Raw genomic sequence first — 12,585 nt, 5'->3', positions numbered from 1 at the left:
GTGCGGCGCGCTCAGTAGCGCGCGAGGCTGCGCAGGACGCGGCGATCGGCGCGGAAGCGATCGCCGAAGCGGGCGACGCCGTCGGCGCGCATGTGCGCGGCGTGGTCGCGGAAATAATCGGCGAGCGCCGCTTCGTCGGTGAGCCGGTAGTGCACGCAGAACACGACCTCGTCGTCCGCCGCGGCCGGGTCGCTGCGCTCGAACCATTCCGCGCCGAGGAAACCGGGCAGTGCGCACATCGCGCGCACATGCGCATCGAGCCAGGGGCGATACTCGTCGAGGATCGCCTGCTGCACGAACAGATTGACCTCGTAGGCGATCACATCCACACCAGACTGATGAGCAGTGCCGCGAGCGCGCCGAAGCTGAGCATGATCGAGTAGGCCAGGCCGAGCACGAAATACTTGAGCAAGGTCATGATCCAGCCTTGCCGGTACACGCGTTTTTGCATGATCAGCAGGTAGATCGGCATCCACATCGCGACGCCGAATTCCAGCCAGCCGATCGTGCCCGACAGGAAGGCCGCGCGCACACCGACCCAGTCGTCGAGCAGGGACAGCACACTCAGCAGGGCCAGGCACAGGCACAGGAAGGCATGACTGTGCAGGGCGACGATGAGGTGTTCCATGTACAGGCGTCGTTTGAACGCGTACGCGATCTTGAGCAGCACGGCGAATAGCGGCAGCAGCACGAACAGCGTCTGCGGCACGACGCTGAGGAAGGCGTTCTTGATCAGGTCCGGATCCTGCGAGCCGCGCTTGAGATTGCCCGACGCGCGCCCGATCCATTCGTTGAGCTTGCGGTTGCCGGCCTCGGGCAGCCAGGACACGGTGATCGGATTGGTTTTGGCGTCCCAGGGTTTGTCGTTGAACTGGAAACTGCCCGGCGTCTGATTCCATTCCGGCGACGGCGGCTTGCCATCGCGGATTTCGGCGATGCGGCGCTCGGCGGCCTCGCTGACCTTGGTCTTGGCGATGTCCAGGCCCACGGCGACGCCGGGCACGTCCTTGCTTTCCTCGCGCGCTTTCGCCAGTTCGGCGAGCGCCTCGTCGCGCAGGTGTTCGACTTCCGGAATGGTCTTGGCGCGACCCATCTGGTTGTTCGTGGTTTCCTTGCCGCGCCCGACCTGCACGCCGCCGGTGTCGTTACCGACGTTGACGTCCAGGCTCCATTGCGCGAGCACGAACGCGAGAATGCTCAGGAACATGAAAAGGCGCACGGGGCTGACGTAGCGCACGCGGTGGCCGGCGAAATACTCCAGGCTCAAGGCACCGGGGCGCGCGAACAGCGGGCCGATCGTGCGCACGATGCGCGAATCGATGTTGAGCAGGGTGTCGAAGAAGTCGCCGAGGATCGTGCTGAATTCGCGGATCAGGCCCTTGGTCGGCTGTCCGCAGGCGTAGCAGGTCTCGCCGAGCAACGCGTGTCCGCAATTCTCGCAAACGCGCCCGGTGACGGCGGGTGGGACCGGTGCGGCGGCGGGTGCGGTCTCGGCATCGGTCATGGCGCGCGGATTCCGGGAAGCGGCGGGAGATAGCCGGTACTATAGCGATTGCAATTACCGCCGCCATCTTCCATGAGCCATACCGAAAGCCGCAGCGCGCGGCTGCGGCGCGAAATGCGGGTCAGTTTCGTGCTCGCATTGCCGCTCGTGCTGGGACAATTTTCCGCGATCGCGATGAATCTGGTCGATTCCGCGCTCGCCGGGCACTACAACAAGACCACCCTGGCGGCCGTCGCGGTTGGCAGCGCGCTGTGGTCGGTCGCGATCCTGATCTGCATCGGCGTGCTGATGGCGATTCCGCCATCGGTGTCGCAGTTGAACGGCGCCGATCGTCGCGGCGAGATCGGCGCGGTCTGGCGCCAGGCGGTGTGGCTGGCGCTGGCGATGGGCGTGTTCCTGATGGCGCTGATCTGGTGGTCGCCGGCGTTGCTGACCGCGTTCGGCATCGCGGCGGAAGTGCGACCGGAGGCGACGCTGTTCCTGCGCGCGCTGGCCTGGGGCGCACCGGCGCTCGCACTGTATTTCTCTTTCCGTTTCCTTAGCGAAGGCATCGCCTGGACGATTCCGACGATGGTGTTCGGCTTCGGCGGCCTGCTCGCACTCGCGCCGCTGGGCTACGCGTTGATGTTCGGCATCGGGCCCTTGCCCGAACTCGGCGCGGCCGGACTCGGCTATGCCACCGCGACCGTGCTGTGGGGGCAGGCGCTGGGATTTCTCGCGTACCTGCGTTTTTCGCGGCGTTTCGCCGACCTGCGCCTGTTCGCGCGTTTCGACGCGCCGCATTGGCCGCCGATTCGCGGCTTGCTCGCGCTCGGCCTGCCGATGGGCGTGTCGATCTTCATGGAAGGCGGTCTGTTCGTGGCCACGGCTTTGCTGATCGGTCGTCTGGGTGCGCTGGATGTCGCCGCGCACCAGGTCGCCCTGAACTGGGCGAGTGCGGCTTTCATGGTGCCCCTGGGCATCGCGATGGCGACGACCGTGCGCGTGGGCCATGCCGCCGGTGCCGAAGATCCGGGCGGCGTGCGCTGGGCAGCGGCGGCGGGCTACGGCCTGGTGTTGCTGGCGCAGACCGCGTCGGCCTTGCTGCTGGTGTTCGGCGGCGTCTGGCTGGCGCGCCTGCTGACCGACGACCCGGCCGTGATCGCGCTCGCGGTCACGCTCATGGTGTATGCGGCGATCTTCCAGTATCCCGACGGTATTCAGGCCCTGTCCTCGGGCGCGCTGCGCGGGCTCAAGGACACGCGCATGCCGATGATCTTCACGGTGCTGGCTTACTGGGGCGTGGGCCTGCCGCTGGGCGCGTGGTTCGGTCTTCACCTCGGCGGCCGGGCGCCCGGGCTGTGGGTGGGCCTGATTGTTGGCCTCACGGCGGCGGCGACCCTGCTGACGCTGCGTTTCTGGCGCCAGGTACGACGGATGTGAGCATCCCGTCACGCGAGGGCAGGGCCAAAGGCCCGGTGACGTTCGGCGCATGCCGGCGAGGACGGGGGCGGGTATCCTGTCGCCTGTAGTCGCAGGAGTCGGTTTCACATGAGCGAGTCGCGGTCCAATCCGGTCTGGAGCTTCCTGGTCGGGGTGTGGCAATTCATCCGCTTCACCAATCACATGATCTTTTTCGTCGGAATGCTCTTCCTGGCGCTGTTCTTCTTTTTCGTCGTGTCGCTGGGTTTCTCTGCGGCCGGCGCCGCCGGTGCCGGGCCCGTGCAGGAAAAGACCGCACTCGTGCTCGATCTCGAAGGCAACCTCGTCGAGCAGTACACGAGTGCGCCGATCCAGCGTGCGTTTGCGCAGGCCACCGGCGACAGCCGCCGCGAGTTCCAGCTGCGCGATCTGCTCAAGGCGATCTCGACCGCGAAGAAAGATCCGAACATCGATCGCATCGTGCTGCTGACCGACGGCTTCAACGTCGCCGGGTTCGCGGCCTTGCGCGAACTGGGCGCGGCGCTGCGGGATTTCCGTTCCGACGGCAAGCAGATCGTCGCCTACGGCGCAGGCATGGAACAGAAGCAGTACTACCTCGCCGCGCAGGCCAACGAGGTCTACCTCGATCCTGACGGCGCCGTGCTGCTCGAAGGCCTGGGTCGCTATCGCCTGTACTACCGCGAGGCCCTGCAGGACAAGCTTGGCGTCGACGTGCACCTGTTCCGCGTCGGCGAATACAAGTCTGCCGCCGAGCCCTACATCCTCGACGCGGCGTCGCCGGAATCGCGCGAAGCGGACCTGTTCTGGATGAACGATCTGTGGAGCCGCTATCTGGGCGACATCGCCACGGCGCGCAAGCTGCCGGTCGAGAAGATCACCGCGATGATCGCGGCGATGCCCGAGCGCGTGCAGACCGCCGAAGGCGATCTGGCGCAGCTGGCGCTCGATGAAAAACTCGTCGACGCGCTCAAGACGCCGCACGAAATGGAAACGATGCTCGCCGAACGCGGCGCGTTCGACGACGAGGCAGGCACGTTCCGCCAGGTCGGCCTCGACGCCTACCTCGCGAGCAAGCTCAGCGCTTCGGACCTGCTCAGCGAGCGTCCGCGCGTCGCCGTCGTGGTGGCCGAGGGCGAGATCACCGACGGCAAGCAGGCGCCGGGCACGGTCGGCGGCGATTCGACGTCCGAGCTGATCCGTCAGGCGCGCGAGGACGAGTCGGTCAAAGCGCTCGTGTTGCGGGTGAATTCGCCCGGCGGCAGCGTGTTCCCGTCCGAGCAGATCCGCCGCGAAATCGCCCTGACCAAAGAAGCGGGCAAGCCGGTCGTGGTGTCGATGGGCAATGTCGCGGCGTCCGGCGGTTACTGGATTTCGATGAACGCCGATCGCATCTACGCCGATCCGTCGACGATCACCGGCTCGATCGGCATTTTCGGTCTGTGGATGAGCGCACCGCGCGCGCTGGAAAAAATCGGCGTGCACAGCGACGGCATCGGTACGACGCCGCTGGCCGGCGCGTTCGACATCACGCGTCCGCTCGATCCGGCCGCCGGCAACCTGATCCAGTCGGTCATCGATCATGGCTATGCGCAATTCATCGGCAAGGTCGCGGCGGCGCGCGGCAGCGCACCGGAAAAGATCGACGTGATCGCGCGCGGTCGCGTGTGGAGCGGTGCGCAGGCCAAGGAACGCGGTCTGGTCGACGTGCTCGGCGGCATTCGCGAAGCGCAGATCGAAGCGGCCAAGCTCGCCAAGCTCGAACCCGACAGCTACGACGTGCGTTACGTCGAGCCGCCGGTGTCGGCGATCGACCAGATCTTCCTCGACATGAGCCGCAACGCGCGTTATGCCGGTCTGCTGCGCACGCTCGGCCCGGCGCCGGCCCTGCTCGGCCGCGAGACGACCGAGCGCGTGCAGAACGAGCTCAGCTGGCTCGAGCGTCGCAATGGCGCGAGCCCGATCCGCGCCGTGGCCCACTGCTTCTGCGGTTTGTAGGAGCGGGCTCGTGGGAGCGGGCCTGACCGCGATCAGCAAATCAAGAAACAAAAACGCCAGGGATTGCCCTGGCGTTTTTTTTTGCATCCTCGAAACCCGAAACCTCAGCCCCCCGCGTCCTCGATCGCCTTGCGCTGCGCCTCGGCATCCTTGATCGCCTGGTCGGCGGCCGCCTTGGCCTTGGCTTTGTCGCGTTCCATGTAGTCGCGCAATTCGGTGGCCTTCTGCGCGTCCTGCGCGGCCTGGCTTTGCTGCTCGATCGGCGGCGCGGCATCGCAGGCGGCCAGGACGACGAGCAGGGGCAGGGACAACATCGCGATGGCACGCATGATCGATTCCTCGGATCGGGACTGCGGGCTATCCTACGCCAGCAGATCGCCGCCGGCTCGGCGCGCCCACTTACCGGAGACAGGCATGGCCACGAACCGTTGGCGGCTGGACGGACAGATCGCCCTGGTGACGGGTGCGAGCGTCGGCATTGGTCGCGCCATCGCGACGGAATTGCTGGGCCTGGGTGCGGACGTGCTGCTGGTCGCGCGCGATGAGGCGCAGCTGAGCGCCACCGCGAACGAGTTGGGCGATGAGCATCCGGGCCGGGAAGTGCGCCACTTCGCCGCCGATGTCAGCGACGAGGAGCAGCGGCGCGAGATCTTCGACTGGGTCGAGGACCTCGGCACCGGCCTCAATATCCTGATCAACAACGCCGGCACCAACCAGCGGCGCGCGACGATGGACTACGCCGAGGACGAATGGCGCGCGCTGTTCGAGACCAATCTTTTTTCCGCGTTCGAGCTGGCGCGCTTCGCGTACCCGCTGCTGACGCGGCATGCGATGTCGAGCATCGTCAACGTCGGCAGCGTGTCCGGACTGACGCATGTGCGCACCGGCTCGGTATACGGCATGACCAAGGCCGCCCTGCACCAGCTGACCAAGAACCTGGCCTGCGAATGGGCCGGCGATGGCGTGCGCGTGAATGCGGTCGCGCCCTGGTACATCCGCACGCGGCGCACGTCCGATGCGTTGGCGCAGCCGGAGTACTACGAGGAAGTCATCGAGCGCACGCCGATGGGCCGCGTGGGCGAGCCGGAGGAAGTGGCGGCGGCGGTCGCGTTCTTCTGCCTGCCGGCGGCGAGTTACGTCACCGGCGAATGCGTCGCCGTGGATGGCGGTTTCCTGCGCTACGGTTTCTGAGCGCGCGGCTAGCGGCAGCTTTCGTCGATGATCTGCGTCAGTCGTTCGACTTCGGACTTGCGATAGGCGGCGGTGTCGCTGAAGGCGTGCATCGCTGCGGAACTGGCTTCGGTGCGCTTGCGCCGGAAACGTTCGCAGGCCGCCGCGTCGGACAGGCGCACGCAGCTGTCCTGCACCCAGCGGCAGGCACCGGCCTGCTGCGGTGTGAGGTAGCCATTGGGGTAGTACAGGGCCAGCGGTTCGCAACGCGGGTTCGGGTCGTAGACCTCGCTCTCGCGCACGATGCCGTCGTAGCTGGTGCACAGATACATCGGCGGCGGCTCGATCAGCGGACGCGGACGCTCCAGTACGACCGGTGCCGGTGCGCTCGCGGGCGGGGCCGGTGCGGCCGGCGCGCGCGCCGGTGCGTCGACCGGACGCTGCATCTCCCGCGTGCTCTGCTGCGAGCCTTTTGGACAGGGGTCATCCTGCAAGCTGACGCGGCCCTTGGCATCGACGCAGCGGTGTACGACCACCGTGTCGCCGGCACACGCGGGGCCGACGAACAGCAGCGCAGCGGCTAAGCTAGGGACCCACCATGCGTTCATGCCGGGCATTGTGCGACGGCCCTTGCGGCCTCGCCAGACAGGGGAAGCCATGATCCGTTTTCTGTTCATCTTGCTGTTCGGGCTGGCCCTGCCGGCCGGGGCGACCGTCACACCCGCGCCGCCGCGTGCCGAGGGCGAAGGTCCCTATCCGCAGCTGATCCTGCGCGGCGTCACGGTGGTCAACGGCACCGGCGCGCCGGCGTTCGGGCCGGCCGACGTCGTCATCGAGGGCGACCGCATCGTCGAGATCGTCGTCGTCGGCAGTGCCCAGGCGCCGATCGATCCGAACCGGCGGCCGCGCCTGAAGACCGGCGGGCGCGAGATGGACCTGAGCGGCCAGTTCCTGTTGCCGGGCCTGATCGATCTGCATGGTCACATCGGCGGCGACGAACAGGGCGTGCCCGCCGACTACGTCTACAAACTTTGGCTGGGCCATGGCATCACCACGATCCGCGATCCTGGCTGCGGCAACGGCATCGACTGGTGCGTGAGCGAACAAAAACGCAGCGCCGCGAATGCGATCACGGCGCCACGCATTTTTCCGTATGTGTTTTTTGGCCAGGGCCGCGATACGCCGATCACCACGCCCGAGCAGGCGCGGCAATGGGTGCGCGAGATGAAGGCGCGCGGCGCCCTGGGCATGAAGTGTTTCGGGTTTCGCCCGGACATTCTTGCCGCGGCGTTCGACGAACTGAAAAAACAGGGCATGCGCAGCGCCTGCCATCACGCGCAGCTCGACGTCTCGCGCGTCAACGTGCTGACCACCGCGCGCTGGGGCCTGACCACGATGGAGCACTGGTACGGCCTGCCCGAAGCCTTGTTCGACGGCCAGACCGTGCAGCAGTACCCGGCCGACTACAACTATCTCGACGAATCCAAGCGCTTCGGCGAAGCCGGCCGGCTCTGGGCGCAGGCTGCGCCGCCGGGCAGCGAGAAATACGAAGCGGTGATGAAGGAACTGCTCGCGCTCGATTTCACCATCGATCCGACCTTCACGATCTACAACGCCAGCCGCGACCTGATGCGCGCACGCCGCGCCGACTGGCATGCGGCGTACACGATGCCCTCGCTGTGGAATTTCTTCGAGCCCAACCGCGATAACCACGGCAGCTTTTTCTACGACTGGGGTACCGAGCAGGAAGTCGCGTGGAAGGACAACTACCGGCGCTGGATGGCCTTCGTGAACGACTACAAGAATCGCGGTGGGCGCGTCACCGTCGGCAGCGACTCGGGCTACATCTATCAAATCTATGGTTTCGGCACGATCCAGGAACTGGAGCTGCTGCGCGAGGCCGGGTTCCATCCGCTTGAAGTCATCCGCAGCGCGACCCTGTCCGGCGCGCAGGCGCTGGGTGCGGACGATCGCATCGGCAGCATCGAAGCGGGCAAGTTCGCCGATCTGTTGGTGGTTGCGGAAAATCCGCTCGCCAATCTGAAGGTGCTGTACGGCACGGGCCATATCCGCCTGGGCAGCGACGGCCGGCCGCATCGCGTTGGTGGCGTTGCCTACACGATCAAGGGCGGCATCGTGTACGACGCGGCGCAACTGCGCGCGCAGGTGCGCGCAATGGTGGCGGCGGACAAGGCGCGGCGCGGTCTGACCGAACTCAGTCAGCCGGGCGACTAGGCGGCGAGGCAGGAGCGACCAGGGTCGCTCCTGCCCGAGGGATCAGGCGACGACTTTCTTCGCGGCCTTTTTCGCCGGCGCTTTCTTGGCGGCGGTTTTCTTCGTGGCTTTCTTGGTGGCTTTTTTCGCCGTTTTTTTCGCGGCGGCTTTTTTCACCGGCGCTTTCTTGACGGCGGCTTCGCCGTCGACGGCTTTTTTCGCGGCCTTCTTGGCCGGCGCTTTTTTCGCCGCGACCTTCTTGCCGAAGCGGCCGCCCTTGCGCACGGGTTTGCCGACGGCGAGCAGCGCGACGCATTCTTCCTGGGTCAACGAGGCGGGCTCGCGGTCCTTGGGAATCTTGCCGTTCTTCTCGCCATCGCTGATGTACGGACCGAAGCGGCCGTTGAGAATCTGGATGTCGGTGCCGGGGAAGGCCTTGATGAGCCGGTTCGCGACCATCTCTTCCTTGGCGCGGATCAGTTCGACCGCGCGCTCGAAGGTGACCGTGTACGGATCGTCTTCTTTCGGCAGCGAGGCATAGGTGTCGCCGCGTTTGGCGAACGGACCGAAGCGGCCGACGGCGACGCTGACTTCCTTGCCGTCGTCCAGACCGAGCTTGCGCGGCAGGCCGAACAATTGCAGCGCGTCCTCGAGCGAGATCGTGTGCATGCTCTGGCCGGGCCGCAGCGAGGCGAACGTCGGTTTCTCTTCGTCTTCGGCGGTGCCGATCTGCGCGAACGGCCCGTAGCGACCCAGACGCACATTCACCGGCTTGCCCGACTTGGGATCGGTGCCGAGCAGGCGCGCGCCGGTGGCTTCGCCGCGATCGACCGACTCGGTCTTTTCGTCGATGGTTTTCTTGAACGGCTTCCAGAAGCGCTCCAGCAGCGGAATCCAGTCCTTCTCGCCGCGCGAGACTTCATCGAGCTCGTCTTCGAGCTTGGCGGTGAAGTCGTAGTCGACGTACTGCATGAAATGCCCGGTCAGGAACTTGCTGACCGCGCGGCCGACGTCGGTGGGACGGAAACGCTTGGCATCGAGCATCACGTATTCGCGATACAGCAACACCTGAATGATGCTGGCGTAGGTCGAGGGGCGGCCGATGCCGTACTCCTCGAGCGTCTTCACCAGCGACGCTTCCGAGAAACGCGGCGGCGGCTCGGTGAAATGCTGGTCGGTGTGGATCGAACCGAGCGGCACGTTCTGGCCGAGTTTCATCGGCGGCAGCTTGCGGCCCTCGTCGTCGTCCTCGGCGGCCTTGGTGTCCTTGCCTTCCTCGTACACGGCCAGGAAGCCCGGGTCGACGACCGTGGTGCCGCTGGCGCGGAACGAATGCTGGTTGCCGGCGGCGAGTTCGACCGACACGGTGTTGAGTGTGGCCGGCACCATCTGCGACGCGACCGCGCGTTTCCACACCAACTCGTACAGGCGGCGCTCGTCGTCGCCGAGGAACTTGCCGACGCTGGCCGGCGTGCGCAAGGCCGAGGTCGGGCGGATCGCCTCGTGGGCTTCCTGCGCGTTCTTGGACTTGGTCTTGTAGACGTTGGGCTTGTCGGGCACGGCCTGGGTACCGAAATCGCGCGCGATGACGTCGCGGATTTCGGCCAGCGCGTCCTCGGACAGATGCGTGGAATCGGTACGCATGTAGCTGATCAGGCCGACGGTGCCTTCTTCGCCGATCGGTACGCCTTCGTACAACTTCTGCGCGACGCGCATCGTGCGGCTGGTGGTGAAGCCGAGCTTGCGCGCGGCTTCCTGCTGCAGGGTCGAGGTGATGAAGGGCGCGGCCGGGCGGCGCTTGCGTTCCTTGCTGGTCACGTCGGTGACATGCAGCGCGTCGCCGGCAGCCTGGATCACGCGCTGGCGCGCGGCTTCGGCGGTCTTGCCATCGGTGACGGTGAACTGTTCGAACTTCTGGCCGTCGAGCTTGACCAGACGCGCGGTGAAGGCCTGCTGAGGATGGTTGACCTCCGCCTCCATTGACCAGTATTCGCGCGGCACGAAGGCTTCGATCTCTTCCTCGCGCTCGCAGATCATGCGCAGCGCCGGCGATTGCACGCGGCCGGCGGACAGTCCGCGCTGCACTTTTTTCCACAGCACGGGCGACAGATTGAAGCCGACCAGGTAGTCCAGCGCGCGGCGCGCCTGCTGGGCGTCGACCAGCGGGCCGGCGATCTTGCGCGGATGGTCGACCGCCTCGCGGATGGCCTTGGGCGTGATTTCGGTGAACACGACGCGGTGCAGCGCCTTGTCCTTGAGCAGGTTGCGCTCTTTCAGGATCTCGGCGATGTGCCAGCTGATGGCCTCACCCTCGCGATCCGGGTCAGTCGCCAGATAGATGGTATCGGCGGCCTTGGCGGCCTTGGACAAAGCTTCGACGTGCTTCTCGTTCTTCTCGATGAGCTCGTAGCGCATCGCGAAGTTCTTGTCGGGGTCGACGGCGCCTTCCTTGGGCACCAGGTCGCGGACATGGCCGTACGAGGCCAGGACCATGAAGTCCTTGCCGAGGTACTTATTGATCGTCTTGGCCTTGGCGGGCGATTCGACGATGAGGAGGTTCTTGGCCATTTACAGCTCCGCAAGTGCGGTGAGGGGCCCGCCAAACGCGGCCGGCCCAGAAGGCGAGGCCCGCGTTTAAGCGGGCCATCCTTTTTTATTAAGGCACCTGAAAGCCTTGAGCTGTCAAGCAAGGCGAGCGCGGCCGGCGCCGCCGACCGCCTTTTCCCGACGGGGTTTTGCCGCCATCTCCGACCGCCGGGGCGGCCGGAGACGGCGTCGCCGTCAGTGCGAGGGCGCCATCATGGCGACGCCGATCAGGACCACGAAGTAGCCCAGGAACAGCAGGACCGACAGCACGATCATCGCGATCGTCACGCCGCCGAGCTCGTCGCGCTGGCGCTCGGGAAACTCGGTGAAGGCCCAGCGATCCACGACCAGGGTGTCGACCATCATGTCGTGCAGGCCCTGTTTGCGCTCCGACAGGCCGGCCATGAAGGCCGAGACCAGGGTGGAGACGCCGCAGGTGAACAGGTGCAGGAAGAAGTAGGCAGCCCAGCGTCCCAGGCTGCGTGCGGTCGAAATGCGTTCGCCCTGGCTGACGACCTTGATGCCGACCGCCCGCTTGCCCCAGGTGGCTTGGCTGGGCGAGGCATGCATCCAGGTGTAGTAGCCCGCCTGCAGGAAGATCGGCACCACGTAAACCATCAAGATGAAGGTGACGGCGAATCCGCCGGCCATCGAGTCGGGATTCTCCAGCGCGCCGAGACTGGCGCCGCCGATCGCGATGAGCGCGCCGAAGATCAGGCCGAACACCAGCGCGAAGATCAGGCCATCGATGACCGACGCGGCATAACGCCGCCAGAAGCCGGCGTAGACCACGTGGCCGTCCCGATGCACGGCGTGATCGATGAGGTTCGCGCTCGGCGGCGCGTATGGCGAACCGACCGACGTCGGCGTCGACACGTGTGCGGCGTACGCGGTGGTTTCGTAGGCCGGCGCGGCGGCCGGCATCGCCAGCGAGGCCGGTTCGTCCTCGAGGTCGAATTCCAGTTCGAACTGCCGCAAGGGCTGCCATTGGCCCATGCCTTCGCGCCAGACCAGCGAATCGCCGTTGATCTGGCCGCTGCGATAGGCCTCGCGGATCAGTTCCGCTTCGACCGGCCCCTGCCGCTGCTGATGGCGATCAACGTAGTACCAAAGACTTGCGCTCATTGTTTTCGCGTCCCCACGCGTGAGAAACCCGCCTCGACGGCGGGTTGTCATGTTGCCATTGTCGGCGTTCAGTGTATCGGTTCGGGCTCGTCGCCGAAGATCTGGTTTTCCATCCAGGCGAAGGCCGCCTCGGCGCCCGGCTGGTTGAACAGCACCATGAGCACGACCCATTTGAGGTCGTCGACGTCGATCTCTTCCTGGTCCAGCGCCATCGCGCGATCGAGCACGAGTTCGCGCTGGTCGGCATCGAGCACGCCGTGCTGTTCGAGGAACATCAGGAAGCCGCGGCAGTCGCGATCCAGGCGATCGAGTTCGGCCTCCACGAAGATGCGGACCGGGCCACCCACGCGCGGATCGGCCGACGAAGGGCGCTGGTCGGCGAGTTCGTCGAGCCAATCGAAGGCTTTGTTGATTTCCGCGGGGCTGAAGCCGGCCTGGATCAGGCCTTTCTGGAGGGAGTCGCGGTCACGGACGGCGTCGGGGTCGTCGTAGAAATAGTGTTCGAAGAGGTAGAGAAGGACGTCGAGTATGGTTTCTTTCATCACCCTGTCGCCTGCGCCGATCGTCGG

Annotated in this window: 11 protein-coding genes; 4 read left to right on the top strand and 7 right to left on the bottom strand. The window is 66.1% G+C overall.

What is annotated here, in order from left to right:
• Nucleotides 1-11 precede the first annotated feature (11 nt).
• Nucleotides 12-329, bottom strand: coding sequence for a DUF4286 family protein (locus tag G467_RS18170; protein ID WP_022969391.1), 318 nt, complete (start codon nucleotides 327-329; stop codon nucleotides 12-14).
• Nucleotides 320-1,504 (bottom strand): DUF3667 domain-containing protein, encoded by a 1,185-nt coding sequence (locus tag G467_RS0108910; RefSeq protein ID WP_022969390.1) that lies wholly within the window; start codon nucleotides 1,502-1,504, stop codon nucleotides 320-322. The genes G467_RS18170 and G467_RS0108910 overlap by 10 nt, the downstream gene beginning before the upstream one ends.
• 72 nt (nucleotides 1,505-1,576) lie before the next feature.
• Here G467_RS0108910 and G467_RS0108905 point away from each other — a divergent pair, with 72 nt between their 5' ends.
• Both G467_RS0108905 and sppA read left to right on the top strand, forming a co-directional pair.
• A complete protein-coding gene (locus G467_RS0108905) occupies nucleotides 1,577-2,926 on the top strand; it encodes an MATE family efflux transporter (RefSeq protein WP_033397629.1) in 1,350 nt (449 codons plus the stop codon).
• Between the two features lie 108 nt (nucleotides 2,927-3,034).
• Nucleotides 3,035-4,921, top strand: coding sequence for a signal peptide peptidase SppA (gene sppA, locus G467_RS0108900; RefSeq protein WP_022969389.1), 1,887 nt, complete (start codon nucleotides 3,035-3,037; stop codon nucleotides 4,919-4,921).
• Between the two features lie 104 nt (nucleotides 4,922-5,025).
• Here sppA and G467_RS0108895 read toward each other — a convergent pair whose 3' ends face one another.
• The gene (locus tag G467_RS0108895) at nucleotides 5,026-5,250 is read right to left on the bottom strand and encodes a hypothetical protein (protein WP_022969388.1); all 225 of its coding nucleotides are present in this window, start codon (nucleotides 5,248-5,250) and stop codon (nucleotides 5,026-5,028) included.
• Nucleotides 5,251-5,335: 85 nt separating this feature from the next.
• On the opposite strand from G467_RS0108895, the gene G467_RS0108890 reads away from it, so the two are divergent.
• Nucleotides 5,336-6,112, top strand: coding sequence for an SDR family oxidoreductase (locus G467_RS0108890; protein ID WP_022969387.1), 777 nt, complete (start codon nucleotides 5,336-5,338; stop codon nucleotides 6,110-6,112).
• Between the two features lie 8 nt (nucleotides 6,113-6,120).
• On the opposite strand, the gene G467_RS0108885 is transcribed toward G467_RS0108890, so the two are convergent.
• The gene (locus G467_RS0108885) at nucleotides 6,121-6,750 is read right to left on the bottom strand and encodes a DUF4124 domain-containing protein (protein WP_162140749.1); all 630 of its coding nucleotides are present in this window, start codon (nucleotides 6,748-6,750) and stop codon (nucleotides 6,121-6,123) included.
• Between G467_RS0108885 and G467_RS0108880 the strand changes: the two genes are divergently transcribed.
• Nucleotides 6,749-8,326 carry an amidohydrolase family protein gene (locus G467_RS0108880; protein ID WP_022969385.1) on the top strand — a complete coding sequence of 526 codons (1,578 nt, stop codon included), beginning with the start codon at nucleotides 6,749-6,751 and terminating at the stop codon, nucleotides 8,324-8,326. The genes G467_RS0108885 and G467_RS0108880 overlap by 2 nt on opposite strands.
• A gap of 42 nt (nucleotides 8,327-8,368) precedes the next feature.
• Here G467_RS0108880 and G467_RS0108875 read toward each other — a convergent pair whose 3' ends face one another.
• The 3 genes from G467_RS0108875 to G467_RS0108865 form a co-directional block, all read right to left on the bottom strand.
• Complete coding sequence (locus tag G467_RS0108875) at nucleotides 8,369-10,873, bottom strand: DNA topoisomerase I (protein WP_022969384.1); 2,505 nt, start codon at nucleotides 10,871-10,873, stop codon at nucleotides 8,369-8,371.
• Between the two features lie 213 nt (nucleotides 10,874-11,086).
• Complete coding sequence (locus tag G467_RS0108870; RefSeq protein WP_022969383.1) at nucleotides 11,087-12,016, bottom strand: RDD family protein; 930 nt, start codon at nucleotides 12,014-12,016, stop codon at nucleotides 11,087-11,089.
• A gap of 68 nt (nucleotides 12,017-12,084) precedes the next feature.
• Nucleotides 12,085-12,558, bottom strand: a complete 474-nt coding sequence (locus G467_RS0108865; RefSeq protein ID WP_022969382.1) for a DUF494 family protein — start codon at nucleotides 12,556-12,558, stop codon at nucleotides 12,085-12,087.
• Between the last annotated feature and the right edge of the window lie 27 nt (nucleotides 12,559-12,585).

It is taken from the genome of Arenimonas oryziterrae DSM 21050 = YC6267 (genome assembly GCF_000420545.1).
Lineage (GTDB): Bacteria > Pseudomonadota > Gammaproteobacteria > Xanthomonadales > Xanthomonadaceae > Arenimonas > Arenimonas oryziterrae.
The sequence above is the reverse complement of the archived record's forward strand: the minus strand, read 5'-3'. Positions and strand labels throughout refer to the sequence as shown.

What these genes read in the sequence shown, in the direction of transcription:
- G467_RS0108880 (WP_022969385.1), top strand. Translation starts at nt 6,749, where the DNA reads ATGATCCGTTTTCTGTTCATCTTGCTGTTCGGGCTGGCCCTGCCGGCC.
- G467_RS0108910 (WP_022969390.1), bottom strand. Translation starts at nt 1,504, where the DNA reads ATGACCGATGCCGAGACCGCACCCGCCGCCGCACCGGTCCCACCCGCC.
- G467_RS0108895 (WP_022969388.1), bottom strand. Translation starts at nt 5,250, where the DNA reads ATGCGTGCCATCGCGATGTTGTCCCTGCCCCTGCTCGTCGTCCTGGCC.
- G467_RS0108905 (WP_033397629.1), top strand. Translation starts at nt 1,577, where the DNA reads ATGAGCCATACCGAAAGCCGCAGCGCGCGGCTGCGGCGCGAAATGCGG.
- G467_RS0108885 (WP_162140749.1), bottom strand. Translation starts at nt 6,750, where the DNA reads ATGGCTTCCCCTGTCTGGCGAGGCCGCAAGGGCCGTCGCACAATGCCC.
- G467_RS0108870 (WP_022969383.1), bottom strand. Translation starts at nt 12,016, where the DNA reads ATGAGCGCAAGTCTTTGGTACTACGTTGATCGCCATCAGCAGCGGCAG.
- G467_RS0108865 (WP_022969382.1), bottom strand. Translation starts at nt 12,558, where the DNA reads ATGAAAGAAACCATACTCGACGTCCTTCTCTACCTCTTCGAACACTAT.
- sppA (WP_022969389.1), top strand. Translation starts at nt 3,035, where the DNA reads ATGAGCGAGTCGCGGTCCAATCCGGTCTGGAGCTTCCTGGTCGGGGTG.
- G467_RS0108875 (WP_022969384.1), bottom strand. Translation starts at nt 10,873, where the DNA reads ATGGCCAAGAACCTCCTCATCGTCGAATCGCCCGCCAAGGCCAAGACG.
- G467_RS0108890 (WP_022969387.1), top strand. Translation starts at nt 5,336, where the DNA reads ATGGCCACGAACCGTTGGCGGCTGGACGGACAGATCGCCCTGGTGACG.